The sequence below is a fragment of the Herbaspirillum sp. RTI4 genome (genome assembly GCF_034313965.1).
GTDB lineage: Bacteria > Pseudomonadota > Gammaproteobacteria > Burkholderiales > Burkholderiaceae_D > Herbaspirillum.
Genome location: NZ_JAVIWQ010000002.1, coordinates 2,011,864 through 2,038,673, shown reverse-complemented (window position 1 = coordinate 2,038,673; position 26,810 = coordinate 2,011,864). Strand labels below are relative to the sequence as shown.

The window sequence follows — 26,810 nt, the reverse complement described above, 5'->3', positions numbered from 1 at the left end:
CAAAAACACAGTCCGGGCAATGTTGCAAAAGAGTTACTCAGCAGCCTCAACAACAGCAGGAGCAGGTGCCGCGCCCTCTTCCGCCGCAGCCTTCATCGACAATTTGAGACGGCCACGGTCATCGGTTTCCAGAACCTTCACGCGCACTTGCTGGCCTTCTTTCAGGTAGTCAGCAACCGCATTGACGCGTTCGTTGGCGATCTGGCTGATGTGCAACAAGCCATCCTTGCCTGGCAACACTTGCACAATTGCGCCGAAATCGAGCAATTTGAGCACAGTGCCTTCGTAGACTTTGCCCACCTCAACCGAGGCAGTCAATTCTTCGATACGACGCTTGGCTTCCTGACCTGCAGTGGCATCCACCGAAGCGATAGTAACGACGCCTTCGTCGCTGATATCGATCTGCGTACCCGTCTCTTCGGTCAGCGCGCGAATCACTGCGCCGCCCTTGCCGATCACATCACGGATTTTTTCCGGATTGATCTTGATCGTGATCAGACGCGGTGCGAAGTCAGACAATTCGCCTGCGCCCGCTGGTACGGCTTCCTGCATCTTGCCGAGGATATGCACGCGGCCTTCTTTGGCCTGCGCCAGTGCGACCTGCATGATTTCCTTGGTGATGCCCTGGATTTTGATGTCCATTTGCAGTGCAGTAATGCCAACGGCGGTACCCGCTACCTTGAAGTCCATATCGCCGAGGTGATCTTCATCGCCCAGGATATCGGTCAGCACCGCAAACTTATTGCCGTCCTTGATCAGACCCATGGCAATACCAGCCACGTGCGCTTGCATAGGAACACCCGCATCCATCAGTGCCAGGCAACCACCGCAGACCGAAGCCATCGACGAAGAACCGTTCGACTCAGTAATTTCCGAAACCAGACGCACGGAGTAGCTGAACTCTTCCGGTGCCGGCAGTGCAGCCAGCAGAGCGCGCTTGGCCAAACGGCCATGACCGATTTCGCGACGCTTCGGCGTACCGACGCGGCCGGTTTCACCGGTAGCAAACGGAGGCATGTTGTAATGAAGCATAAAGCGGTCGGTGTACTCACCCATCAGGGCATCGATCTTTTGCTCGTCGCGGGCAGTACCCAGCGTAGCAATCACCAGCGCCTGAGTTTCGCCGCGAGTGAACAAGGCGGAACCATGCGTACGTTGTAACACGCCGGTGCGGATCGAAATCGGACGCACGGTGCGCGTATCGCGACCATCAATGCGTGGCTCGCCATCCAGAATTTGCGAACGAACGATTTTTGCTTCCAGATCGAACAGAATGCCGCCGACTTCTGCGGCATCGACTGCGCTACCGTCAGCGGCCAAAGCCGCATTGACTTCGCTAGTCACCGTCTTGAGCTTGGCAGTACGTGCCTGCTTGTCACGGGTTTGATAGGCATCGCGCAGCTTGTCGTCGGCCAGTGCCGTTACGCGAGCGATCAGCGCTTCATTCTTCGGCGCAGGGCTCCACTGCACTTCCGGCTTGCCGCCGTCGCGCACCAGTTCATGGATAGCGTCGATGACCGCCTTCGATTGCTCATGACCGAATACAACTGCGCCCAACATGATTTCTTCGGACAATTGCTTGGCTTCGGACTCGACCATCAGAACCGCAGTTTCGGTACCGGCAACGACCAGATCGAGCAGCGAAGTCTTCAGTTGCGAGCTGGTAGGGTTCAAGACATATTGACCGTCAATATAACCGACGCGGGCAGCGCCGACAGGGCCATTGAACGGCAGGCCAGCGACTGACAGCGCAGCGGATGCGCCGATCATGGCAGCGATGTCTGGATCGATTTCTGGGTTCACCGACAGTACGTGAATGATGATTTGCACTTCATTCAGATAACCTTCTGGGAACAGCGGACGGATCGGGCGATCGATCAGACGCGAGGTCAGTGTTTCTTTTTCCGAAGGCTTGCCTTCGCGCTTGAAGAAACCGCCCGGAATACGACCGGCAGCATACGTTTTTTCAATGTAATCAACAGTCAGGGGAAAGAAATCCTGGCCTGGCTTGGCATCCTTGCGTGCAACGACGGTTGCCAGCACGACGGTATCTTCAATCGATACCAGCACAGCACCGGAAGCCTGACGCGCAATTTCACCTGTTTCCAGCGTGACTTGGTGTTGGCCGTACTGGAAAGTTTTAGTGACTTTATTAAACACGGTGTTTCCTTTCTATTTTGATCCCCCGGTAAAAACGCTTTTGCCGGGATTTCTTTTTTACCGACAGATTTTCAGGAGCTGTCGTTCACCTCACCACGGACAATTGCCTGAAAACGGCACATCGTCTTGCTACCGCATGACACTCGTATGAGGCCACGCTTACTACAATTGCAATCTGAAAAGTGGCGCGCTTTAAGACTAAGGCTAATGCTTAATTGCTACACCATGCTCGCGCCACCATAACAAAATGCCCGCGTCAGAAACTGACGCAGGCATTGTGACAAGCGATCCGGAAACGGATTGAAACAAATCGGATAACAGCGATTATTTACGCAAACCGAGTTTTTCAATCAATGCGCGATAGCGCAATGCATCTTTACCGCGCAGATAAGACAGCAGGCTTTTCCGGCTGTTGACCATTTTGATCAAACCGCGACGGGAATGATGATCTTTGCTGTGGATTTTGAAGTGACCGTTGAGGTCGTTGATACGGGCTGTCAGCAGAGCAACTTGCACTTCCGGCGATCCGGTATCGTTCAACGCGCGAGCGTTATCAGTGATAATTGCTGCTTTCTGTACTTTTTCGAGAGACATGTCTTACCTTTCACAAGCGGCATGCGGAGTCTGCATTACAACCCCACGAACCGTGAACAAAAATTAAATCCGGCCGAATGACCAGACGCGCAGTATATAGCAAAAACCGGCGCACTTCAAACTAGACCTACGCAACGGGCCAAACCTCGGTTAAGCTGCACGTCCGTTAGCCAATCACTCCCCTCAACTACTCCTATCAATATGGCCCTCAAGGCAACTATCTTCAAAGCCGATCTGCAAATCAGCGACATGGACCGGCATTACTATCAGAACCACATACTGACCATTGCCCGCCATCCCTCCGAGACCGATGAGCGGATGATGATCAGGCTGTTGGCCTTTGCGCTGCATGCGGACCCGATGTTGAGTTTCGGCAAAGGACTTGCAGACATCGACGAGCCCGATGTGTGGCAAAAAGACCTGACCGGCGCGATTGACCTCTGGATAGAAGTCGGCCAACCGGACGACAAGCGCATACTGAAAGCCTGCGGCCGTGCTACACGCGTAATCGTCTATAGCTATAGCAGTACCGGTGCTATCTGGTGGGGACAAACAGGTAGTCGTGTCGAACGCGCCCGGAACCTGAGCGTGATTCAGATCCCCGCAGAAACCAGCGCGGCGCTGGCTCGATTGGCTCAGCGCAACATGCAATTGCAATGCACGATCCAGGATGGGCAGATTTGGATGGGGGCCAATGCCGATGCAGTGCAAATCGATCTGGAAACGCTGAAACTGACGCAATCGTATTAATTCATTCCCGTGCTCACGGCAGGAATATTTTTGAAATAAATATAAAAAAACGAGACGGAAAACCACTCCGTCTCGCTGATGAAACGTCAACAAGCCCTAGGCCTAGGTCGCCACAACCATTTCTTCAAGCATGCGCTTGGTAATGCCACCAAGCCGTTTCAATGCCTGCTCTACCTGCCCTGTGTAAGGCTGACCACAGCACAGGCGCAAATAGTTCGAATAACGGTTGGAATTCGAGAATATGAGGCCGGGTGAAATTCCTATCCCCTCTTTCAGTGCAGCCTCGAATACTCGATCAGAGGTGAGCATCTGCGGCAACTCTACCCATAAGCCGATACCGCCACTGGAAACATTGAGGCGAGTTCCCTCTGGAAAATATTCCGCGACCGCCTCCGCTACTTGCTCACGCTGCTGCTTCAAGGCATTACGCAATCGTCGCAAATGACGCTCATAAGCACTCGAATCGAGGAAATCAGCCGCACTCATTTGAGTCCACTCTTCATTACCGCGGGTATAGGCGTATTTCAGCATTTCGACACGCGCCTGCCAGCGCCCTGCCGTCAGCCAACCTAGTCGCATGCCGGGTGCCAGCACCTTATTAAGCGAAGCGCAATGAATCACGTTACCCGTGGTATCCCACGCTTTGAGCGCCTTCAGCGGCACACTGACATCCGCTAATTCAGTATAGGTATCGTCTTCAATCAAAGGAATCTGCCGCAACTCGCACAGGCTGACCAGTCTGGCTTTATTCGCGTCAGGCATGATGCAACCAAGAGGATTCTGTAAATTCGGCACGACCACTACTGCCTTGATATGCGGATGACTGCGCATGGCTAGCTCCAGCGCTTCCAGCGAAATACCCGTTTGCGGACTGGTGGGGATTTCCAGCGCGACCATGCCCAAGCTATCCAGGGCCTGCAACAATCCGAAATAAGTAGGCGACTCCACGGCAATCGTATCGCCGGCCTGCGCTACGGCGCGCAAAGCGACATTGATGGCTTCGATACACCCATTTGTCACCACAATATCGGTCGCCGTCAGATGCATGCCGCCGGTGAGTGCGCGACGCGCAAGGATGGCCCGAAAACCAGCGTTACCACTATGCTCAGGGGATTTTGTCAGCAAACTCGGCTTGCGTCGCAAATTGCGGATGGCAACATTTTTCAATGTCTCGACCGGATAGAGCTCCGGCGCACAATTCATTCCGCTCAAATCGATAGACAGAGGCTGCTGCTGCAACTTTGAAACGAAAGCAGAAACCCGCTCATGAATTCCGGCGTATTGCTCGGGATTGGTCGGCGTCAAATCCAAGGGCTCTGCAACTGGCCGCAGCATGGCTCTGCGCGGCTGTCGTACAAAATAACCAGAGCGCGGCCGCGCTTCCAACCAACCGTATTGTTCGAGATATCGCAACGCATGCAGTGCCGTTGACAGGCTTACTCCATGCTGTCGCATCAACCTCCGCACCGACGGCATACGCTGCCCGGGCGGCAAAGTATTAGCGCGTATCGCGGTAAGATAATGTTCCGCCAAACGGCGGTAGAGTGGCTGCATGCCCGAAGGCAGCTCTTCTGACAAGGAAGGTGGGGGGGGTAGCGTATGCATACGTTATGATCGTTGCTCAGATCGCGCCGCAATAGATACAGAGTTAGCAAAAAGATACCGTAACAGATCGCTCATTGACTACCCCACGCCTGCGGCAAAGCTGCCTTGAACAGCCATTTAAGGGCGTTGCGCAATATGCGGGGATCGAAAGACGTATTTGTACGGACGCACCAGGATTACCCGCAAGGGGGAAGTAAAGACACCTGATACGTTTTATAGCACTGCTTTTGTCAGCAGCATCGAGGCTAAATACCCACAATCTGAGCCAGCTCAATTTCCATCTGCATTAACGAGGACAAGGGTCCCCACCCAACGGTCCCTTCCCGCATTGACAGTTCATTTCGCTCATCTTGATCGACTCGCTGCGTGAGTAGCTCCCGCCCAAATGTACACATCGCATTTTTTGCGCGCGCAAAAAATAAGCCCACTCGAAAGTGGGCTCAATAATCAATTCAACACGTCTATTTTGGAGGCGGGGGTCGGGATCGAACCGGCGTACACGGCTTTGCAGGCCGCTGCATAACCACTTTGCTACCCCGCCGTGAGGGATATCGGCAAGCCGCTTTGAAAATGTCATTCTCTGCACATTTGCACAAAGAAATCGGCTTCACATCGTTTGCCATAAAAAAAGGAAGCGTTGAAGCTTCCTTTAGTATTCTGGAGCGGGAGAAGAGGCTCGAACTCTCGACCTATACCTTGGCAAGGTATCGCTCTACCAACTGAGCTACTCCCGCATGAACAACAGAGCGCTATTATAGGGCTTAGTCAGGCATTGTCAAGCTTCTGGCTTGTGATCCTGTAATTTCTTTATCAGCGGCCATGCTTTGCGCAAGTAATACAGCATGGACCAGACCGTCAGCACCGCCGCCACCAGCAACAGCAGCTCGCCGGGGAGGCGGGTATCGATGCCAAAAAGACTGCCGGAAAACAGCAGCAAGGGAATAGCCGTCATTTGCGCGGCAGTCTTGATTTTCCCCAGCGAACTAACCGCCACCGATTTCGATGCACCGATCTGCGCCATCCATTCGCGCAAAGCGGAAATCGCGATTTCACGACCGATAATCACCAGCGCGATAATCGGATGCACCCGATCCAGATGGACCAGCACCAGCAACGCCCCCGTGACCATCAGCTTGTCAGCCACCGGATCGAGAAAAGCGCCGAAGGCCGATGTCTGATTCCAGCGCCGCGCCAGAAAACCGTCAAACCAGTCGGTCGCGGCGGCAACAATAAAAATCAAGGTCGAGGCCAGACCTTGCTCCGCCCTCGACAAGCCAAGTTCAGGCAAATAAAAAACGCCGACCACCAAAGGAATCAATGCAACGCGCAACCAGGTCAGCAAGATAGGGATATTGAAGGGCATTTTAATTTTTGAATAGGTTCGTTACACGCAATGTGGGAAATAGTAGCAGAGCCAAGCGTCAAGTCCTGATAAAGAAATCACAGGAACTCCGGTAGTCAATGCAACTGTCGATAAATTTGTTCGGCCAGCACCCGCGAAATCCCCTCGACCGTCGCCAGATCATCCACGCTGGCATCGACCACCCCACGTAAGCCGCCGAAGCGTACCAGCAATCGTTGCCGACGTTTGGCACCGACGCCCTCGATCTCTTCCAGCTGAGAAGTTTGCCGCGCCTTGGCGCGTTTGGCGCGCATGCCGGTAATGGCAAACCGGTGCGCCTCATCGCGGATTTGCGCGACCAGCATCAGCGCCGCCGATTCCTTGCCGAGTTCCTGCGCTTCCCTGCCATCGGCAAAGATCAGGGTTTCCAGACCAACCCTGCGCCCCTCCCCCTTGGCGACACCGACGATCAGACTGATATCGAGACCCAGCTCTGCCAACACCTGACATGCCATTTCTACCTGCCCTTTGCCGCCGTCGATCAGCACCAGACCCGGCATGATGCCATCGCCGCTGACCACTTTTTCATAGCGCCGCTGTAGCACCTGCCGCATGGCGGCGTAATCATCGCCCGGCGTAATACCCTCGATGTTGTAGCGCCGATACTCACTGTTTTGCATGGCGTGATGATGGAACACCACGCAGGAAGCTTGCGTCGCCTCGCCCTGCGTATGACTGATGTCGAAACATTCGATACGCAGCTCGTCGATGTTGTCCGGTTCCAGCGCCAGCGCATCGACCAGCGCGCGCGTGCGCGATTGCTGCGAGCCTTGCTCCGACAAAAGCCGCGCCAACGCCAGCTCCGCACCCTTGTGCGCCATTTCCAGCCATTGCCGGCGCTGTCCCTGCGGCTGAAACGTCAGTTGAATCCGATGGCCGCACTGCTCACTCAGGGCCAGCATCAATTCCGGCTCATTCATTTCCAGATTCAGAACCAAGGTGCCAGGGATAAATTTTTCGATATAGTGCTGCGCCAAAAAAGCCTTCAGCACTTCAGTCTCGATACTGCCTTCCACCGTTGCCAGTGCATTATCGACATGCGAAGGAAAATACGCCCTATCGCCCAAATGCCGACCACCACGCACCATAGCCAGATTGACGCAAGCTCGCCCGCCCTGCACGATCACGGCGATGATATCGATATCGGCATCGCTGCCGACTTCCATCGTTTGCTGATGCAACACGCGCGACAGAGCGTTCATCTGATTGCGCACCACGGCAGCCTGCTCGAACTTCAACTCCGCCGCAAAGGCTTGCATATTGGTTTCCAGCGTCTGCATCACTTCCGTCTGACGGCCGCGCAAAAACTTAGCGGCATTATCCACATCCGCCGCATAGTTTTCCTGCGACACAAAGTCAACGCAAGGCCCGCTGCAACGATGAATCTGATGCAGCAAACAAGGCCGGGTGCGATTGGCATACACCGTGTCTTCACAAGTGCGCAGCAAAAATACTTTTTGCAGAATCTGAATCGATTCCTTTACCGCCCAAGCATTGGGGAATGGCCCGAAATACTGACTCTTCTTATCCACCGAGCCACGGTAATACGCCATGCGCGGAAAACGGTGGCCGCTGATTTTGAGGTAGGGATACGACTTGTCGTCGCGAAACAGGATGTTGAAACGCGGCTGCAAACTCTTGATGAGATTGTTTTCCAGCAGCAAGGCCTCGGCTTCGCTGCGGGTAACCGTAGTTTCCAGCCGTGCAATGCGCGCCACCATCATGGCGATGCGCGGACTCGACAGGGTCTTTTGAAAGTAACTCGATACGCGCTTCTTCAGGTCGCGCGCCTTGCCGACGTACAGCACTTTGTTGTCGGCATCAAAATAGCGGTAGACGCCCGGCAGGTGCGGCAACTTGGCGACGGTATCGAGCACCTCGGCACGCGGATCGGGCGGCGGCAAGGTCTCGCTCATTGCGGCACGGGCCTTGTCGCGGGGGATTTCATAAAATCTGCAAGGCCTTCTTCGCTGCCTGATAACGCGCATCTTGTTGCAGAGCGTCCCAGTCCAATGCTGGTGCAACCGGACGCAGCGCGGCCACGCGTGCAGAGCAAATGGCATCGATCGCCGACGGCAGTCCGTCCAGCAATTGATCGGCCTTCTCAGGCGAATTGCAGATCAGCACCATGTCGCAACCGGCAGCCAGTGCCGCACGCGCACCTTCGACGACATTGCCGGCGACGCTGGCACCTTCCATGCTCAGATCGTCGCTGAAAATCACGCCCTGAAAACCGATATCGTCGCGCAGAATGGACAGCCATTTTTTTGAGAAACCGGCGGGATGCGGATCGACCTGCGGATAAATCACATGCGCCGGCATGACTGCCGCCAGACTCATGCCCAGCCAGCCGTAAGGCGCGGCATCTTCACCGAGGATATCTTCCATGCTGCGCTCATCGACCGGAAGCGCGACATGCGAATCCGCTTCGACGTAACCGTGACCGGGAAAATGCTTGCCACAATTGGCCATCCCGGCCAGCGCCAGTCCCTGATTCAGACTTTTTGCCAGCAGCGCCACGACACGCGGATCACGATGAAATGCGCGATTGCCGATGACGCCGGACACGCCGAAATCGAGGTCCAGCACCGGCGTAAACGAGAGGTCGATACCGCAAGCGCGCAGTTCAGCGGCCAGCACAAAACCGACGTCGGTAGCGGTGCGGGTGGCAACCAGTACGTCGCGCTCCCATAGTTCGCCAAGCTTGCTCATGGCCGGCAAATGGGTAAAACCGTCCGTCTTGAAGCGTTGCACCCGGCCACCTTCGTGATCGACCGCGATCAGCACATCCGGCCGAACGGCATGGATGGCGGTCGTCAGGGCCGTCAGTTGTTCGCGGTTGTGATAATTGCGCGCAAACAAAATGACGCCGCCGGTCAGCGGGTGGCGGATACGACGCAGGTCGTCGGCATCAAGGCGAAGGCCGACCACATCGAGCATGACCGGGCCGGGCAAGGAAGGGGCTGCTGTTTTTTTTGCGTTCATGCTTTCTCCGCGATGACGAAGGCGACGGCATATTCGGCTTCATCGGTAAGGGTGACTTGTGCTGTGATGCCACTGGATTCCATCCAGTCTTTCAATGCGCCGCTAGCGACGACGACCGGCTTACCGCTGGGCGCATTGAGTACTTGCATGCTGCGCCAGGTCATGGGCATGCGCATGCCCAGTCCAATGGCTTTGGAAAAAGCTTCCTTGGCGGCGAAACGCGTGGCCAGAAAACGGATGCCGCGCGCCTCAACCCGCCTCGTGCGATCCCGATATTTTTCCATTTCTTCAGCGCCGAGGATGCGCTCGGCAAAGCGGTCGCCGTTGCGTTTCAGGGCCGCTTCTATCCGCGCAATGCGGATGATGTCGGTGCCGATGCCGTAGATCATCAGGCCCCCCGGTGATCCATGCTGCGCGCCTGCTGCATCAGCGCTTTCATTTCACGGATTGCAGATTGCCAGCCAACGAAGACGGCGTGAGCGACGATGGCGTGGCCGATATTGAGTTCGGAGATATCGGTGATCGCCGCAATCGGCTGGACATTGCCAAAATGCAGACCGTGGCCGGCATTGACTCTAAGGCCGCGCCGCATGCCTTCCAGCACGCTTTGCTGCACCCGCGCCAGTTCGGTTTTTTCGGTGGCGGCGTCCGGCGCATCGGCATAGCAGCCGGTGTGCAATTCAATCACTTCCGCGCCGGTTTCGGCGGCGGCCTGAATTTGCGCCGTGTCGGGATCAATGAACAGACTCACACGTATACCTTCTGCCTGCAATTGTCTGACAGCCGCCTGCACCTGCGCGAAATGCGTGACGACATCCAGCCCGCCTTCGGTAGTGACTTCGTGTCGTTTTTCCGGGACCAGACAAACGTCCTGCGGTTTGATGCGGCAGGCGATGTCGATCATTTCCGGCGTGACTGCCGCTTCAAGGTTCATGCGGGTGCGCAATTGGGGACGGATCAGTTCCACATCCGCATCACGGATATGACGCCGGTCTTCGCGCAGATGCAGGGTGATGGCATCGGCTCCGGCTTCTTCAGCTTGCAGCGCTGCTTGCAGAGGATCGGGATAGACGGTGCCGCGCACGTTGCGCAAGGTGGCGATGTGATCGATATTGATGCCCAGTTCCAGAGCGGAACCGGCGGGTTGTAAAAAGCTCATGTGTTCCTTTAGAAACTCTGCGAATCGATGACTAAAAGTGCCTGACTACATTGGTAGAGAGTAACGCTGCCGCAATGATGCGGGCCGGGTTTTACAGGAGCTCTCATTCTGCCTGCGTCGGCATCCCTGCAATTTTACGCAACATTCCCCATCTGCCCTGCCCGGACTTGCATCGTGACGATGACAGGCGTCGATACGGCGACCATCAGCACGGATTTACAACTGCATCAGGTCGATCAATATCTGCCGTGTATTCAACTGCACGCCGCCCAAATGATGCGCCAGCAAAAAACGCATCAGGAATTTGCTTTGCATCTGGGTGGTGCTGTCGGCGTAGTCTTCCCTTTCCATATCCAGCAAAGTTTTGCCGGATACACGCGGCCAGACGTCGGACACCATGGCTAGCCGTGCGCCGCGTTCGGGATCGACGACGTATTGACCGTCCGGCTGTACGGCTTTTCCGCTGCGGGTGCAGACCGTCAGATTGCCGGCCACGCCGGTCGATTTCAACAAGGCGCGCTCGAACTGGCGCAACACAATCGGCGGCGCTTCTCCATGCGCCAGCTGGTTGAGCGTGGCAACGTAGTGGTCGAACAGTTCGGGATGGGGATCGTCGCGGGCGGTCAGTTTGACCAGCAGTTCATTGAGGTAAAAACCGCACAGCAGTGCCGATTTTTCCAGCGGCAATAGTCCGCCTACCCATTCGGCGGCGATCAGCGTGCGGATTTCGGATTTGCCGGACCAGCCGACTGCCAGCGGTTGAAAGGTTTGCAATGCGCCGCGCAGCTTGGAATGCGGGCGTTTAGCCCCTTTGGCCATCAAGCCAATGCGGCCGTAATCGCGTGTCAGCACGTCGACGATCAGGCTGGTTTCTTTGTAGGGATAGCTGTGGAGGATGAAGCCGGGTTGCTCTGTCACACGATGTTCGCTTGGGCTGCGTCGCGCAGTACTTGTGCGCGGCTTGGCGGCAGCAGCGGTTTTGACACGCGGGGCAGAGGTTTCTGCCGGCGCGGTCGTGCTATCGGTGGATGACGCCAACCCGGCATCGGGATCCGTGCTCAAAGCGGCAATGCCTATTCGTAACCGTAGGCGCGCAGACCGGCTTCATTGTCGGCCCAGCCAGATTTCACTTTGATCCAGATTTCCAGATAAACTGGGCCGCCGAACAGCCGCTCCATGTCGAGCCGGGATTGAGTCGAGATGTCCTTCAGACGCGCACCCTTGGCACCGATGACCATGGCTTTGTGCATCTCGCGCTGCACCAGGATGGCGGCGAAAATGCGTCGCAGATTGCCTTCCTGTTCAAATTTTTCGATGATAACGGTGCTGGTGTAGGGCAGCTCTTCGCCGACGAAACGGAATACTTTTTCGCGCACGATTTCCGAGGCAAGAAATTTTTCGCTGCGGTCGGTGATGTCGTCGGCATCGAACATCGGTGGATTTTGCGGCAGGTAGCGACGCGCTTCGCCTTGCAGGTTTTCCAGTTGAAAACCTTGTTTGGCCGAGACCGGTACCACGGCGACAAACGGATGCTTGGCGGCAAGCTGTTGGGCAAAGGGCATCAGGGTGGCTTTGTCCGTCACGCGATCCGACTTGTTGATGACCAGGATGCACGGTACATCTTTGGGCAGCAGGTCGATCACTTGCTGATCGGCCGCGCTGAACGTGCCGGCTTCGACCAGAAACAGAATGACGTCGGAAGACGTCAGGGTATTGTTGACGGTACGGTTCAGTGTCTTGTTGAGCGGATTGCTGTGCCGCGTCTGAAAACCGGGGGTATCAACGTAGACGAATTGCGTATCCGGCAAGGTCTGAATACCGGTGATACGGTGCCGGGTAGTTTGTGCTTTGCGCGAGGTGATGCTGACTTTGGCGCCGATCAAGGCGTTCATCAGCGTGGATTTGCCCACGTTGGGACGCCCCACGATGGCAATGTAGCCGCAACGGAAATCGGCGGGGAGTGTCGTGCTGGTAGAAGGCTCGGTCATGCGATTTTAGTGTTATTAGCGGTAGGTGAAGCGGCCGGTGTGCCGGTATCGCTGGGAGCGTCATTGGGGGTGACGGTCTTGGTTGTGGCGTCAGGTTTCAATTCGCTGTGTGATGCTTTGGCGTCGCTTGCTTTGGCGTCAGTTTTGGCATGCGTTTTAGGTTCTGCCTTGAGTGCGGTGGCTTTGCTGTCTTTATCCGATTTCTCGGTTTTGGAAGCGGCTTTATGTGCGATCAACTGCAAGGACTCCTGAGCAGAGTCTTCGCCAGTCGGTGCGCCCGATTGTATCGTGGCGATACCAGTCAGCTTCAGTTGCGCGGCGCGTGGCCGGGCTTTACGCGCGCCGGAAGGTGTTTTCACCAGAGCGGTCTGCACTGCCTCCAATGCCAGCTTGGCCGCGGCCTGCTCGCCTGCACGGCGGCTGCCACCGGTTCCGAAGACCTGAATCTCCAGTTTGGGGACCAGACACTCTATTTCGAATTCCTGATTATGTGCGGCGCCATGCGTGGCAACCACGTTGTACTGCGGCAGGGCAATTTTCTTTCCTTGCAGATATTCTTGCAGCAGTGTCTTGGCATCCTTGCCCAAGGTTTTAGGATCTACGCTGTCGAGGATCGGAATGTAAAGCGAACGGATGACATCGCGTGCGGCATTGAATCCGGCATCGAGAAAAATAGCGCCAAACAGTGCTTCGAGCGTGTCCGCCAGAATGGAGGGGCGTCGGAAACCGCCCGATTTCAGCTCACCCTCGCCCAGCCGAAGGAATTGCGATAACTCCAGACGCTGGGCAATTTCGTAAAGCGACTGCTGCTTGACCAGATTGGCGCGCAAACGCGACAGATCGCCTTCGTCGATTTTGCTATAGCGATCGAACAAGAGAGAAGCAACGACGCAGTTGAGAATAGAGTCGCCGAGGAATTCGAAGCGCTCGTTATGGATGCTGCTATGGCTTCGATGCGTCAAGGCCTGCTGCAACAACCCAGCATTCTGAAACTTGTGGCCAAGCCGATTTTGCAATATTGATGAATCCATTTGATGCTCACTTAGGCCCTGAAGGAAAATGCCAACAACGTCGGGCATTCACCGGGCAGACTTCCTTACGGAACGTCTGCCATGCTGCACGCAGGCTTAATGAAAACTGCCGATACGCTTGAAGTTGCCCAGATTCATCCAGACAAAAAATGCTTTCCCTACAATATTCGCATCGGGAACGAAGCCCCAGTAGCGGCTATCCAGACTATTGTCCCGATTATCACCCATCATGAAATATTGACCGGCCGGAACCGTACAGGCAAAGCCATCGGAGTCGTAAGTACACAATTCGTGCTGCGGAAAAGCGTCCGGGTTAGGCACGTAGTTCGGCGCGTTTTCATTGTTGAGGATCTTGTGATCGTTGCCGGTCAGATTTTCCTGCCACTGCTTGGAATACGTGAGGCTTTCTTCATCGAGAAAATCAGGCAGCGACTCATAAGAAAGCGCCTTACCATTAATCGTTAAACGCTTGTTTCTATAGACTATTTTATCACCCGGCACGCCAACCACCCGTTTGATGTAATCGACCGCCGTGTCTTTCGGGTATTTGAACACCATCACGTCGCCGCGTTGCGGCTGATTAATTTCAAGGATTTTTTTATTGATGATGGGCAAACGAATGCCGTAAGTGTACTTGTTGACCAGAATCAGATCGCCCACCAGCAGCGTTGGAACCATAGAGCTGGAAGGAATCTTGAATGGCTCATACAAGAACGAGCGCAAAAAGAACACCACGGCAATGACAGGGAAAAAACTGCCGGAATATTCTATCCATACCGGTTGCCGCAGCAGCCCTTCTGCCAACTCCACACGGCCGGTGCTGTCTGGCTCAATCCCTTGCGCGCGCAACTGCGCGTTACGGGCATCGAACGCTGCCAGTGCTGCATCGGCTCGGGCGCGGCGCTGACGGCCGAGATAAAACAGATCCAGGAACCAGATGACGCCAGTAATGAGCATCAACACGAATAAAATCAAGGCGAAATTGCCTAACAGGGCTTGCAGGTTCATTGTTATTCCACTTGTAAAATTGCCAGGAAGGCTTCTTGCGGGATTTCCACAGAGCCGACTTGCTTCATCCGTTTTTTACCGGCCTTCTGTTTTTCCAGCAGTTTGCGTTTGCGGCTGATATCACCGCCGTAGCACTTGGCCAGCACGTTCTTGCGCAGAGCTTTGACGTTCTCACGAGAAATAATGTTGGAGCCAATCGTTGCCTGAATGGCGACATCGAACATTTGTCGGGGAATCAGTTCTCGCATCTTGGCGGCCACCGCACGGCCTCGGAACTGGCTATTGGAGCGATGCACAATGATTGCCAGCGCATCGACTTTTTCGCTGTTGATCAGCATGTCGACCTTCACCACATCGGCAGCGCGGTACTCTTTGAATTCATAATCCATCGAGGCATAGCCGCGCGAAGTCGATTTGAGCCTATCGAAAAAGTCCAATACGATTTCAGCCATGGGCATTTCGTAAATCAGCTGCACTTGCTTGCCGTGGTAGCTCATGTCGATTTGCACACCACGCTTTTGCGTACACAAGGTAATCACGGAGCCGACGTATTCCTGAGGCATGTACAGGTTGACCGTAACGATCGGCTCCCTTACCTCCTGAATTTTGGACGGCTCAGGCATCTTGGAGGGATTGTCGACCATCAGGATCGCGCCGCTAGGCAGGATCACTTCATAGATCACCGTTGGTGCGGTGGTGATCAAGTCCATGTCGAATTCGCGCTCCAGACGTTCCTGGACGATTTCCATGTGCAGCAAACCGAGGAAGCCGCAACGGAAACCAAACCCCAGCGCCTGAGAGACTTCCGGCTCATATTGCAAGGCGGCATCGTTGAGCTTGAGTTTTTCCAGCGAATCGCGCAGCGCGTCGTACTGGTTCGCCTCGACCGGGAACAAGCCGGCAAACACTTGCGGCTGCACTTCCTTGAAGCCCGGCAAGGCTTCGGCAGCAGGCTTGGCCGCTAGTGTCACGGTATCGCCCACCTTGGCGGCTTTCAATTCCTTGATACCGGCAATGATGAAGCCTACCTGCCCGGCTGATAGCGACTCGCGCGATTGCGACTTGGGCGTAAATACGCCCACGCTTTCGGTCAGATGCTGGGTGCCGCTGGCCATCAGCAATATCTTGTCCTTTGGCCGCAGCATGCCATTGATGATGCGCACCAGCATGACGACGCCGACATAGTTATCGAACCAGGAGTCGACAATCAGAGCTTGCAGGGGGGCATCTACATCGCCTTTTGGTGCGGGCACCTTGACGATCAGCGCTTCCAGCACGTCCTCGACGCCAAGACCCGTTTTAGCCGAGCAATGCACTGCATCGCTGGCATCAATGCCAATGACGTCTTCGATTTCGGAAATGGCATTGTCTGGATCGGCGGAAGGCAAATCGATCTTGTTCAGTACGGGAACTACTTCCACGCCGAGTTCGAGCGCGGTATAGCAGTTGGCGACCGTCTGGGCTTCTACCCCTTGCGAGGCATCAACGACCAGCAATGCCCCCTCGCAAGCGGAAAGTGAACGGCTCACTTCGTAGCTGAAATCGACGTGGCCGGGTGTATCGATCAGATTCAGGTTGTAAATCTGACCATCACGCGCCTTGTAGGATAGCGCTGCGGTCTGTGCCTTGATCGTGATGCCTCGCTCACGTTCAATGTCCATGGAATCGAGAACCTGGGCTTCCATTTCGCGGTTTGACAGGCCTCCGCAAAGCTGAATGATGCGATCCGCCAGCGTTGATTTGCCGTGGTCGATGTGGGCGATAATGGAGAAGTTGCGGATATTTTTCATTAAAATTGCGGTTACAAAAAAAGCGCTCCGGCCAGGTAACATTTCCCGGGGGCGAGCGCCTTCGCTGCAGGTTATAGAAGCCTCATTTTACCGGATTTCCGGGGTGAGCAGCCGTGTATCTCTATCGGACAGGAGATCAGGCCTTCGCAAGAAGGTCAACAAGTCCCTCCCTATCGAGAAAATAGTGGCACAACTGTGCCGGTGGCGCGCCGTTATGGCTATAGACCAGTACGGGGACCAGCTCATCGTAAAGGACCACTAGCGCGGGGTCCGCATCGACATCGACGACTTCAACAGTAAATCTGAAATCAGCGGCATAAGCCTGCAATGCAGACAGCATCTCGTCGCACAAATGGCAATACCCGCGGGAATAAAGTGTGAAATGGACCATCGGCAATTGTGTAGTTGAGGAAGAATCGCTATTGGCATATGCCCAGAACTGATTAAGACTCAGACATGCTGCGCTGAAATTACTTCAGAAATGAAAAAGCTGCATGAGGGATACTCATGCAGCTTTTCCAGCAATTCATCAATCTTTAATTGCCGCCGGGAGCAACCGTTACAAACCGGGAGGAATCAGCCCGACGAATTAAAAGGGCGACCGCTTTCTTGGCCTCCAACTTAGCCACTAAGGCGTTGAATTGGCGGACGTCAGTAACGTCAATATTATTAAGCCGCTGAATCACATCTCCGGGGCGAATGCCCGAGCGAGCTGCGGCACCTTCTGCGACATCAACCACAATGCCGCTTTCAATTTTCAGTTCTTTCTTTTGATCATCGTTCAGATTACTTACGCTCAAGCCCAGGGCATTGACGAACGGCTCTGGTCGGCTTTTTTTATCCGCGGCCTTCACCACTTTATCTGACTCTAGTTCGACGATGACTAAGTTAATATCGCGCGCGCTTCCTTTTCGCCAGACATTGAGAACGGCCCGCGAACCTGGCTTGGTGCTACCAACCAATCGAGGCAGATCACTATATCGGTCAATCAGTGCGCCATTGAACTTGAGAATGATATCGCCAGGTACGAGTCCGCTTTTTTCGGCTGGCCCTCCGGGTTCAACCCGCTGCACCAAAGCTCCCTGTCCACGAGTCAGGCCCAGCGACTCTGCCACATCCTTGGTAACCTCACCAATCTGCACCCCGATTCTGCCTCGGGTAACTTTTCCACTGCTCTTAAGCTGATCGGAAACGCGCAAAGCTTCGTCAATCGGTACGGCGAATGAAATACCCATGAAGCCGCCGGAGCGGCTGTAAATTTGTGAATTGATTCCGATGACTTCACCACGAAGATTAATCAGAGGGCCACCGGAATTACCTGGATTGACTGCGACATCCGTTTGGATAAGGGGAAGATAGTCACCCGTATCGCGTGCTTTGGCCGAAACGATGCCGGAGGTTACCGTGCTTTCAAGACCGAAAGGTGAACCAATCGCCAAGACCCATTCACCGACCCGGATTTTGTCCGAATCCCCGATAGCCAGCCGGGGTAAATTGCTACCGTCAATTTTCAACAAGGCAACATCAGACCTTGCATCGGAACCGATAATCTTAGCTTTGAATTCTCGCTTGTCAGTCAGCGTTACATATACTTCTGTTGCACTATCAACCACATGTGCGTTGGTCATGATGTAGCCGTCGGCAGAAATAATGAAACCTGACCCGACCCCTCGAGGTACTTCTTCGAGTTGCGGTGCGGGCTTTTTACCTCGGGGCGTATTCGGCTGCGCTTGACGTGGGGCACCAAAAAATCGGCGCAACAGCTCTTGCATTTCCTCGTCTTCGCTACCGTCCTGCGCTTGCACCACTTTGGCACGCTCAGTCGTGCGTATGTTGACAACAGCCGGCCCGGTACGGTCAACGATGTCGGCAAAATCTGGCAAACCAATCACTGCAGGTGCCGCGTAAGCGACACTTTGGATTCCTGGAAAAATCGCAAAAATGCTAATAGACAGCAAAATCGGAAGGATGGGTTTTGGGAAGAATAAGAATATGTTCATAAATTATCGAGGTTTAAATACAATCGAGGATGCCATCTGACTAATCGTTTGATCCTGGGTCTCACCAACTGTCGCCAGTCGGCACTCCTTCGCCCTACAAGATTCACGACGCTTTTTTGCATAGCGCATTAGGCTGGCGCATGACTGTATGCAACAAAAGTCGTAGCAACGCCTGCAGGTGAAATATAGGGGATTTTGTCATTTTAGTACTGGCTCGCCGAATTGATAGCCCGAGCGCCACCAATCCTGTGACTTCCCAAAATGATACGCGTTATTTGCTACGTCTTTCAGAAACCCAGATGAGGAGCCGCACTAGGTCGCCTAGAACCGTTAGCTAAAATTTACGCACCAAGGCAACCATGCCCGAAAAATTAATTTTCAATTTACGGGCAATAACAGGTCATTTTTAATATTTCTGAAAGGGACTTACTCAAGGAGTGTTTGATTAGAAGCCTGAAACTACATGTGCAGTGCATATCCAACAGAGCCTAACGCGAGCATTAACCTAAAAAGATGACATTAAATTAATACGATTAAGCCGAGATATGGATCTATTTTTTGGAATCAACTGCAAAAACGGCAGTGCGGGCATATTCCGTAGAGTTATTGGGGTGTGGAGCAAAACGCTGATGCGCTAACAGATAATTATCAATTCTTGGATCGCGCACAACATCACCCTGTTGCGCCAAGCTTGCCAAACCGGGAAGACCTTCATTATCCGCACTCAACTTATCTGCAGTAAGGAATAAGGACTTGTTTGATGGAGTCGCGGACACCGTAGGCCACACGGGATTTGTTGCTGACGCAGGCAACATCACTTGAGTTAGTACTGGATGTAGAGACGATTCCGGCTTCACCATAAAAATCAGAGCTGCCACCGCAATAACAGTTACAACCCCAGATCCGGCAATCCTGCGAGTCATTCTCGAACTCTGATTATTCCCACTAACACTCGTTGAATTCAGATGCGTCGCAGTAGCGATCGAATCCTTCAAAGTAATGTAGGTGGGTTCGGCTTCGAGAAGCCCCCACATGCGCGCAGAAAATTTATCACTAAACGAAAATGCCATGTCGTCCGAGCGTAGTACGTCGCCAATTTGATGGTAAACGTCCCATGCCGCGCGCGCATCTGGATTGTGCAGTCCAGCCAAGGAGACATGCATCGAGTTTTCAAGCTGCTCACTGTCTACGAGCGCCGAAATCTGCATCTTGATATCTGTACTATTCATGATTCCCTGACCTTAGACTTATTAAGCCTCAACTAGGCGCACTTACATTTGCATTTACCAACGCTTATCAATTGCTGTCCCCAATAATGGGCGCAGTTTTTCTGCAATAGCTTCGCGCGCTCTAAAAATCCGACTCCGAACAGTACCTATTGGACACGCCATTGCTTCCGCGATCTCGTCATAGCTCAAACCTTCGATTTCACGTAGCGTAATTGCAGTTCGCAATTCAGTGGGCAAAGCATCCATTGCCATATTGACGGTTTGTGCTATTTGCTTAGTAGCAAGCATGGACTCTGGCGTATTTATATCTCTTAGTTGCTCACCGGTGTCAAAAGTTTCAGCATCTTCAATATCGGCCTCCGTCGAGGTGGGCGCTCGCCGCCCCAAAGTAACCAAGTAATTTTTGGCGGTATTAATCCCTATACGGTATAACCAAGTATAAAATGCGGAATCACCTCGGAATTGAGGAATAGCCCTGTAGGCCTTAATAAAAGCTTCTTGGACAACATCCTCCGCCTCGGCTTGGTCCCTCACCAGACGCGAAACGAGACGCATCAGTTTTCGCTGATATTTAATAACCAACAGTTCAAATGCTTTTTTATCGCCGCGTTGCACGCGCTCCACAAGCAACTGATCAATTTCGCGTTCTGTCGTCAAAACTCCTATCCCTTGCTTTTTTGCAACACCACACGTCCGCACCCCTAGCAGGACAATCACCTTAGAATGCGCAACCAATTGGATTTATTTTTCTCATTTATAATATTTTTTAGATATTGTAAAAATCAATCAATTAGGTATCCTATTCTTCGTTCCGACAATCCCACCAAAGCCCGATCAGGACGAGGAGAAATGCGTTAATAGTCTGATGCAACATCGCCCTTCATTTTACGCGCACGCTAAGCAGATACTCATCATTATCGCCTTTTACACACGGTAAATTGATGAGCTGCCACCCAGCGGCAGGCCACGGCAATCGCACGAAAATTCTGACGCGAAGTACTGTCTGGCAGCACAACTAAAGATTTGTGCGAACCTTCACTCATTTGAACTCTTAAAACCAACAGATACGGCCACAAAAGCGAATCGCTGTTTAATATCAGAGGCGCACCAAGTACGGCATTAGACCCAGAAATATCAATAGATAAGGAATTCCGCAAACGAATCTGACCACTATCAGAAATATCGAGTTGATAAGAATTCCGACTTAAAGATAAAATATTCAGGACGCTTCGCAAGCCAGCCACGAAGGTAATTATTGGAATAAAGAATTTTCCCAAAGAGAAATGCGTGCCGAACAACATCACTTCCAAAACCAGGCTGAGCGCACCGAACCCTAAGCAAATTCCCGCAATGAAAAATAAAAATATGCGAGAAGGCTTAATTTCAGCTGACAACGCAATTGACATATCTGATAAAAATCAATTCGTAGTTGTGCACCTGGAGTTTGAGTGCCGGAGAAAAATCCGACACTCAGCTTCAAATTTTACGAAATACCAAAGTACCGTTGGTACCACCAAAGCCAAAGGAGTTCTTAACAGCAACGTCGATCTTCATATCCCTTGCTGTATTGGCACAGAAATCAAGATCGCAATCCGGATCCTGATTGAAGATATTGATAGTAGGCGGAGACACTTGATGATGCAATGCAAGCACTGTAAATACCGATTCAAGTCCTCCAGCACCGCCAAGCAAATGCCCAGTCATGGATTTAGTGGAGTTCACTACCAACTTGTAGGCATGTTCGCCAAAAGCGGCCTTAATTGCCTCGGTTTCATTTTTATCACCTAGCGGAGTAGATGTGCCATGTGCATTCAAGTATTGCACCTCATCGGCTGCAATACCCGCATCTCGCAACGCCAAAGTCACACAGCGGCGAGGGCCGTCGAGATTAGGCGCGGTAATGTGATAAGCGTCCCCAGTCATGCCAAAACCAATTAATTCGGCATAAATGGTAGCTCCGCGTGCCTTAGCATGCTCATATTCCTCAAGCACCATAACACCGGCACCTTCGCCCAAAACAAAACCATCGCGATCCTTATCCCAAGGTCGCGAAGCAGTAGCCGGGTCGTCATTGCGGGCAGATAAAGCACGGGCAGAGGCAAAACCACCAACACCTAAAGGCGAAACACTAGCTTCTGCCCCACCAGCAACCATGACATCAGCATCGCCGTAAGCGATCATCCGACCTGCCATACCAATGCTATGCAAACCGGTAGTACAAGCGGTTGCGATCGCGAGGTTAGGCCCCTTCAGTCCGTATTTAATCGAAAGGTTCCCGGAGATCATATTGATGATTGATGCGGGAATGAAAAAAGGGCTAATACGACGGGGGCCGCGATTAGTCAATTCGCCATGCATCTCTTCAATCAGAGGCAACCCCCCTATTCCAGAACCAATAATGACACCAATGCGCTCAGCATTTTCTTCCGTCACAATCAGGCCACTATCCTCCATTGCCTGAACTCCCGCAGCCATCCCGAAATGGATAAAAGTATCCATATGACGGGCATCTCTTGCAGGAATATAGTCTTCAATATTGAACCCCTTTACCTCTCCGGCAAAACGCGTCGAAAAAGGAGTGGGATCAAACTTGGTAATAGTAGCTATACCAGACTTACCGGCAAGGATAGCTTCCCAAGTGTCGGCAACAGTATTGCCTACAGGTGAGATGCATCCAAGTCCGGTAACAACTACGCGACGTTCACGCGATCGAATCAAGCAATTCTCCTGGAATCGTTCAAGCAGTTCAGGCCTTGACGTTCAGCTTGGCGTAATCAATAGCCTGCTGCACTGTTGTGATTTTTTCAGCTTGCTCGTCAGGAATTTCCATTTCAAATTCGTCTTCTAATGCCATGACCAGTTCAACGGTATCCAGAGAATCCGCACCCAAATCATTAACAAAAGAAGATTCCGTTTTGATGTCGGCTTCTGCGACACCCAGTTGTTCAGCGACGATTTTTTTAACGCGTTGTTCGATATCCGACATGTTATGCCTCCAGTGGTGATGGTTACAAAAGTGCGCGCATTTTATCAGGTTTGCGCACTAATAATTACTTTTACAAGAACTCGTTTAACAAATCAGAACAGCTTTCGGTCAAATTAGAATTTCGCCAGCCAGCCCGCTCAAGCAAAAAATAGACGACCAGCTCAACATCGAGCAAATCAACTCATGTACATACCGCCATTAACGTGCAGCGTCGTGCCGGTAATATAAGCAGCCTGAGGGGACGCAAGAAATGCGGCCGCTGTAGCGACGTCCTCTGGCGCTCCGAGGCGACCCAAAGGAATCTGCTGCAACAATGCGGCAGTTTGAGGCTCACTCAGTGCTTTGGTCATGTCTGTATCGATAAACCCTGGCGCGACGCAGTTGACAGTAATATTGCGACTACCTATCTCACGCGCCAGTGCGCGACTCATTCCTGCCACGCCGGCCTTCGCTGCGGCATAATTCATTTGCCCTGCGTTTCCAGACGATCCAACCACAGAAGTAATATTAATAATTCGTCCGTATTTGGCTTTTACCATGCCTCGCAATACGCCGCGTGCGAGCCTGCCTACTGCAGTCAGATTGGTCGCAATCACGCTATCCCATTCCTCATCCTTCATTCGCATGGCCAACTGATCCTGCGTAATACCGGCATTGTTGACCAGAATCGACAAGCATTTGTATTCCCCTTGTACCAACTCAATCGTTGCAGCGCAGGCAACCGGATCATTCACATTCAGAACCACGCCTTTGCCACCAAAAGCCGACAAGTATTCACTGATTGCTGCCGCACCCGCCTCCGATGTGGCTGTGCCGACAACAATAGCGCCCTGCTGCGCCAACTCTAAGGCAATAGCACGACCAATACCACGCGAGGCACCGGTGACTAAGGCGATTTGATTCTGTAATTGCTTACTCATTGTAACGACTCCAGTAGTGTATTCAGCGAAGCCTGATCAAAGATAGCATCACCACTCAAGCTTGTATCAATACGCTTGGTCAAACCGGTCAATACCTTGCCGGGACCACATTCGATCATATGAGTTATGCCTTTATCAGCAATTTTTCGAACGGTTTCTACCCATCGAACAGGACGCGCCGCCTGCCGTACCAATGCATCCTTGATCGCTTCAGACGACGTTTCGATAGCAACGTCAACATTATTGATTATTGAAATCCCGGGGACTGCAAAGCTAATATCGGCCAGATAAGCCTGCAAACGAACAGAGGCCGGCTGAAGTAAAGAAGAATGAAACGGCGCTGACACGGAAAGTAGCAATGCACGTTTTGCACCTTTTGTTTTTGCTATTTCGCAGGCGCGCTCAACAGCCGCTTTATGCCCGGCGATCACCACCTGGGATGGCGCATTGAAATTGACTGCCTCGACAATTTCACCTTGCTCGGCTTCCGTACACGCAGCGCGGACATCCTCATCTGACAGACCAAGAATAGCCGCCATACCGCCCTGCCCAACAGGCACGGCATCTTGCATTGCCTGCGCCCGAAAACGCACCAGAGGAACAGCATCCTTGAAAGCAATCACCCCAGAGGCCACTAATGCAGAGTACTCGCCAAGACTATGTCCGGCAACAATCGTGGGCGCTTGTCCGCCAGCGGCCAACCAGGCGCGATAAATTGCAACTGCAGCAGTCAACATCACTGGCTGAGTGTTCGTCGTTAAATCCAACGCATCTTTAGGACCTTCGGCAATTAATTTCCCCAGATCGAAATTCAAAGCATCGGAAGCTTCAGCTACCGTGTCGCGAACGATCAGATTATCGGCAAAACCGTTCAACATACCGACTGTCTGCGAACCCTGTCCTGGAAAAACAAAAGCAAAATTAGCCATATTCGATGTCACCTGTGTTTACTGCGAATTATTTGAACAATCGGACCTGGCGCGCCTACGGAAGAGCCTAAGTAGTACGCCTGCCAGATACTTACTACATGCGAACCATCACCGCACCCCATGTAAAACCACCCCCAACACCCTCCATCATCACATTCTGACCTGGACGAATCCGACCATCGCGAACAGCTTTATCGAGTGCCAAAGGGATGGAGGCCGCAGAAGTGTTGCCTTGCTGATCGACTGTCACAATCATTTTTTCCAAAGGCAAACGGAGTTTTTTTGCCGTACTTTGCATGATGCGCAAATTAGCCTGATGTGGAACCAGCCAGTCAATATCGCTCGCGTCCAAATGAGCGAGTTGTAACGCCTCGATCGCAACCTTTTCCAAAACAGACACCGCCAACTTGAATACGGCAGGACCATCCATGTATAAAAATGCGCTACCGGCAATAATGCCGCGGTTGACATTGCCTGGCATGCACAAAATATCGGCATAACTACCATCTGCATGCAACTTGGTCGACAGAATACCGGGCTCATCGGAGGCAGAAAGAACGACTGCACCGGCCCCATCGCCGAACAGTACGCAGGTCGAACGATCGTTGAAATCCAGAATGCGCGAAAACACTTCTGCACCAATGACAAGCACATTCTTGTATGTGCCAGATTTAATAAAGCTATCTGCTACGGAAAGTGCGTAAACGAAGCCACTGCACACCGCCTGCACATCCATGGCAGCGCCACCATTTTTAATTCCCAACTTACGCTGCACAACACAGGCGGTGCTTGGAAATCCACCGAAATGATCCGGAGTGGAGCTTGCCATCACAATCATGTCGATATCGTCTGCCTGCAAACCAGCCATCTCAATGGCTCGCTTGGAAGCCTGTACAGCCATATCGCTCGACAGCATGTCAACATCTGCATAATGGCGAGCAGAAATGCCACTACGAGATACGATCCACTCATCGGATGTTTCAATGCCTTGAGCTGCGAGTTGCGTGACTAGCTCATCATTGCTTACGCGCCTGGGCGGCAAAAAGCTGCCCGTACCAGAAATTCTGCTATAGAAAGTCATACTGTCTTCTGTATTTGAAATTCGTTATTGCCAATGCCGTCTTCCGACAGCGGCGCCGCAGATACTTGCGGCAGCAATTCCGCCATCGTTGCAGTAATTCGTGACAGCACATCGTATTTAGCTGCGTCGTATGCGCGTCGTATGGCCCATTCAAACGCATAGGCATCAGCCCCACCGTGGCTCTTAAATACCAAGCCACGCAAGCCTAACAAGCTGGCCCCATTGTAACGAGATGGATTCAGTCGTCGCGACAGCGCTTTGATTGCTCCGTAAGCAATGAGTGCCCCTAATTTATTAAAAAATCCTTTTTTAAATTCGGTGGTCAACACAGCTTTTACGAAACGCCCTAATCCTTCCGATGCTTTCAAGGTAACGTTGCCGACAAATCCGTCACATACAACGATGTCGGTCGTGCCTTCAAAAATGTCATTCCCTTCGACATTTCCGTAAAAATTGAGTATGCCTTTTTCATGATCGGCATGCAAAAGCTCTGCCGTGAGCTTAACCAAGCCATTACCCTTGATTTCTTCTTCCCCGACATTCAACAATCCGACAGTTGGACGAGCCTTACCTTCCATTGCCGACACCAGCGCCGATCCCATCAAGGCAAATTGGTGCAAATGCTGAGGCTCACAGTCAATGTTCGCACCCAGATCCAACATGTAAGTAGGACCGTCTTTTTGATTGGGAAGAATGGTGCAGATAGCCGGCCGATCTACTCCGGGTATGGTTTTTAGCACGTAGCGGGACACTGCCATCAGCGCGCCTGTATTACCAGCGGAAACGGCAGCATCAGCCGCACCCTGCTTGACGAGGGTGGTGGCAACGCGCATTGACGAATCCTTCTTGCGGCGCAAGGCAACCTCAATCGAATCGTCCATAGTGACGACTTCGGAGGCATGCACAACCGTCAAGCGGGGATGCGAAATCTGTTTAAGTTTTTTGAGAACACCGCGAATCACATCTTCCTGGCCGACCAGAATTAACTCGGCGTCAGGTTGATGATTGACGAATGCGATGGCTGCGGGGATGGTAACGGATGGACCGTAGTCGCCCCCCATGCAGTCGATAGAAATCTTGATTGTCATCGTTTTGATTCAAAGCCCTGTCGGTTCCATAAGGCGGAACTCATTTCGGCGCGATTCAAAATGACGCACTATTATCGTTGCGCGGAAAACAGTTGCGGCGCCCGA

Annotated in this window: 25 protein-coding genes and 2 tRNA genes; 1 reads left to right on the top strand and 26 read right to left on the bottom strand. The window is 52.8% G+C overall.

Going from position 1 to position 26,810, the window contains the following annotated elements:
• Positions 1-33 precede the first annotated feature (33 nt).
• Positions 34-2,160, bottom strand: coding sequence for a polyribonucleotide nucleotidyltransferase (pnp, locus tag RGU70_RS09265; RefSeq protein WP_322209110.1), 2,127 nt, complete (start codon positions 2,158-2,160; stop codon positions 34-36).
• 324 nt (positions 2,161-2,484) lie between these two features.
• Positions 2,485-2,754, bottom strand: a complete 270-nt coding sequence (gene rpsO / locus RGU70_RS09260; protein WP_322209109.1) for a 30S ribosomal protein S15 — start codon at positions 2,752-2,754, stop codon at positions 2,485-2,487.
• A gap of 201 nt (positions 2,755-2,955) precedes the next feature.
• Here rpsO and RGU70_RS09255 point away from each other — a divergent pair, with 201 nt between their 5' ends.
• Positions 2,956-3,504, top strand: coding sequence for a YaeQ family protein (locus tag RGU70_RS09255; protein ID WP_322209108.1), 549 nt, complete (start codon positions 2,956-2,958; stop codon positions 3,502-3,504).
• A gap of 102 nt (positions 3,505-3,606) precedes the next feature.
• Here RGU70_RS09255 and RGU70_RS09250 read toward each other — a convergent pair whose 3' ends face one another.
• The 24 genes from RGU70_RS09250 to plsX all read right to left on the bottom strand — a co-directional run bounded on the left by RGU70_RS09250 (position 3,607) and on the right by plsX (position 26,705).
• Positions 3,607-5,109 (bottom strand): PLP-dependent aminotransferase family protein, encoded by a 1,503-nt coding sequence (locus tag RGU70_RS09250; RefSeq protein WP_322209107.1) that lies wholly within the window; start codon positions 5,107-5,109, stop codon positions 3,607-3,609.
• A 467-nt stretch (positions 5,110-5,576) separates the two neighbouring features.
• A tRNA-Cys gene (locus RGU70_RS09245) sits at positions 5,577-5,650 on the bottom strand.
• A 117-nt stretch (positions 5,651-5,767) separates the two neighbouring features.
• Positions 5,768-5,843 (bottom strand) — tRNA-Gly (locus RGU70_RS09240).
• A gap of 41 nt (positions 5,844-5,884) precedes the next feature.
• Positions 5,885-6,472 (bottom strand): CDP-diacylglycerol--glycerol-3-phosphate 3-phosphatidyltransferase, encoded by a 588-nt coding sequence (gene pgsA, locus RGU70_RS09235; protein ID WP_322209106.1) that lies wholly within the window; start codon positions 6,470-6,472, stop codon positions 5,885-5,887.
• A gap of 95 nt (positions 6,473-6,567) precedes the next feature.
• Positions 6,568-8,427, bottom strand: coding sequence for an excinuclease ABC subunit UvrC (uvrC, locus tag RGU70_RS09230; protein ID WP_322209105.1), 1,860 nt, complete (start codon positions 8,425-8,427; stop codon positions 6,568-6,570).
• A 28-nt stretch (positions 8,428-8,455) separates the two neighbouring features.
• Positions 8,456-9,496, bottom strand: a complete 1,041-nt coding sequence (gene nagZ, locus RGU70_RS09225) for a beta-N-acetylhexosaminidase (protein WP_322209104.1) — start codon at positions 9,494-9,496, stop codon at positions 8,456-8,458.
• Entirely contained in the window at positions 9,493-9,885 is a 393-nt protein-coding gene (gene acpS / locus RGU70_RS09220) for a holo-ACP synthase (RefSeq protein WP_322209103.1), read from the bottom strand. Before acpS ends, nagZ begins: the two co-directional genes overlap by 4 nt.
• Positions 9,885-10,655 carry a pyridoxine 5'-phosphate synthase gene (pdxJ, locus tag RGU70_RS09215; RefSeq protein ID WP_322209102.1) on the bottom strand — a complete coding sequence of 257 codons (771 nt, stop codon included), beginning with the start codon at positions 10,653-10,655 and terminating at the stop codon, positions 9,885-9,887. Before pdxJ ends, acpS begins: the two co-directional genes overlap by 1 nt.
• A gap of 216 nt (positions 10,656-10,871) precedes the next feature.
• Entirely contained in the window at positions 10,872-11,717 is an 846-nt protein-coding gene (gene recO / locus RGU70_RS09210) for a DNA repair protein RecO (RefSeq protein ID WP_416186498.1), read from the bottom strand.
• Between the two features lie 11 nt (positions 11,718-11,728).
• On the bottom strand, positions 11,729-12,643 hold the full coding sequence (gene era, locus RGU70_RS09205; RefSeq protein ID WP_322209101.1) for a GTPase Era: 915 nt from the start codon (positions 12,641-12,643) through the stop codon (positions 11,729-11,731).
• On the bottom strand, positions 12,640-13,674 hold the full coding sequence (gene rnc, locus RGU70_RS09200) for a ribonuclease III (RefSeq protein ID WP_322209100.1): 1,035 nt from the start codon (positions 13,672-13,674) through the stop codon (positions 12,640-12,642). Before rnc ends, era begins: the two co-directional genes overlap by 4 nt.
• Before the next feature lie 96 nt (positions 13,675-13,770).
• Entirely contained in the window at positions 13,771-14,682 is a 912-nt protein-coding gene (gene lepB / locus RGU70_RS09195) for a signal peptidase I (protein WP_322209099.1), read from the bottom strand.
• 2 nt (positions 14,683-14,684) lie between these two features.
• The gene (gene lepA / locus RGU70_RS09190) at positions 14,685-16,472 is read right to left on the bottom strand and encodes a translation elongation factor 4 (RefSeq protein WP_322209098.1); all 1,788 of its coding nucleotides are present in this window, start codon (positions 16,470-16,472) and stop codon (positions 14,685-14,687) included.
• A gap of 136 nt (positions 16,473-16,608) precedes the next feature.
• Positions 16,609-16,863, bottom strand: coding sequence for a glutaredoxin family protein (locus tag RGU70_RS09185; protein ID WP_322209097.1), 255 nt, complete (start codon positions 16,861-16,863; stop codon positions 16,609-16,611).
• A 145-nt stretch (positions 16,864-17,008) separates the two neighbouring features.
• Positions 17,009-18,472, bottom strand: coding sequence for a DegQ family serine endoprotease (locus RGU70_RS09180; protein WP_322209096.1), 1,464 nt, complete (start codon positions 18,470-18,472; stop codon positions 17,009-17,011).
• Positions 18,473-19,023: 551 nt separating this feature from the next.
• Positions 19,024-19,701: a sigma-E factor negative regulatory protein gene (locus RGU70_RS09175; RefSeq protein WP_322209095.1), complete on the bottom strand. Its 678-nt coding sequence runs from the start codon at positions 19,699-19,701 to the stop codon at positions 19,024-19,026.
• A 54-nt stretch (positions 19,702-19,755) separates the two neighbouring features.
• Positions 19,756-20,358 carry an RNA polymerase sigma factor RpoE gene (rpoE, locus tag RGU70_RS09170; protein WP_322209094.1) on the bottom strand — a complete coding sequence of 201 codons (603 nt, stop codon included), beginning with the start codon at positions 20,356-20,358 and terminating at the stop codon, positions 19,756-19,758.
• 257 nt (positions 20,359-20,615) lie between these two features.
• Positions 20,616-21,107 carry a protein YgfX gene (locus tag RGU70_RS09165; protein ID WP_322209093.1) on the bottom strand — a complete coding sequence of 164 codons (492 nt, stop codon included), beginning with the start codon at positions 21,105-21,107 and terminating at the stop codon, positions 20,616-20,618.
• A 70-nt stretch (positions 21,108-21,177) separates the two neighbouring features.
• Positions 21,178-22,419 carry a beta-ketoacyl-ACP synthase II gene (gene fabF / locus RGU70_RS09160; RefSeq protein ID WP_322209092.1) on the bottom strand — a complete coding sequence of 414 codons (1,242 nt, stop codon included), beginning with the start codon at positions 22,417-22,419 and terminating at the stop codon, positions 21,178-21,180.
• A 28-nt stretch (positions 22,420-22,447) separates the two neighbouring features.
• Positions 22,448-22,687: an acyl carrier protein gene (acpP, locus tag RGU70_RS09155; RefSeq protein WP_322209091.1), complete on the bottom strand. Its 240-nt coding sequence runs from the start codon at positions 22,685-22,687 to the stop codon at positions 22,448-22,450.
• Between the two features lie 176 nt (positions 22,688-22,863).
• A complete protein-coding gene (gene fabG / locus RGU70_RS09150; RefSeq protein WP_322209090.1) occupies positions 22,864-23,607 on the bottom strand; it encodes a 3-oxoacyl-ACP reductase FabG in 744 nt (247 codons plus the stop codon).
• Positions 23,604-24,536 (bottom strand): ACP S-malonyltransferase, encoded by a 933-nt coding sequence (gene fabD / locus RGU70_RS09145; RefSeq protein ID WP_322209089.1) that lies wholly within the window; start codon positions 24,534-24,536, stop codon positions 23,604-23,606. Before fabD ends, fabG begins: the two co-directional genes overlap by 4 nt.
• A gap of 94 nt (positions 24,537-24,630) precedes the next feature.
• Entirely contained in the window at positions 24,631-25,617 is a 987-nt protein-coding gene (locus tag RGU70_RS09140; RefSeq protein WP_322209088.1) for a beta-ketoacyl-ACP synthase III, read from the bottom strand.
• Complete coding sequence (gene plsX / locus RGU70_RS09135; protein WP_322209087.1) at positions 25,614-26,705, bottom strand: phosphate acyltransferase PlsX; 1,092 nt, start codon at positions 26,703-26,705, stop codon at positions 25,614-25,616. Before plsX ends, RGU70_RS09140 begins: the two co-directional genes overlap by 4 nt.
• Positions 26,706-26,810 lie beyond the last annotated feature (105 nt).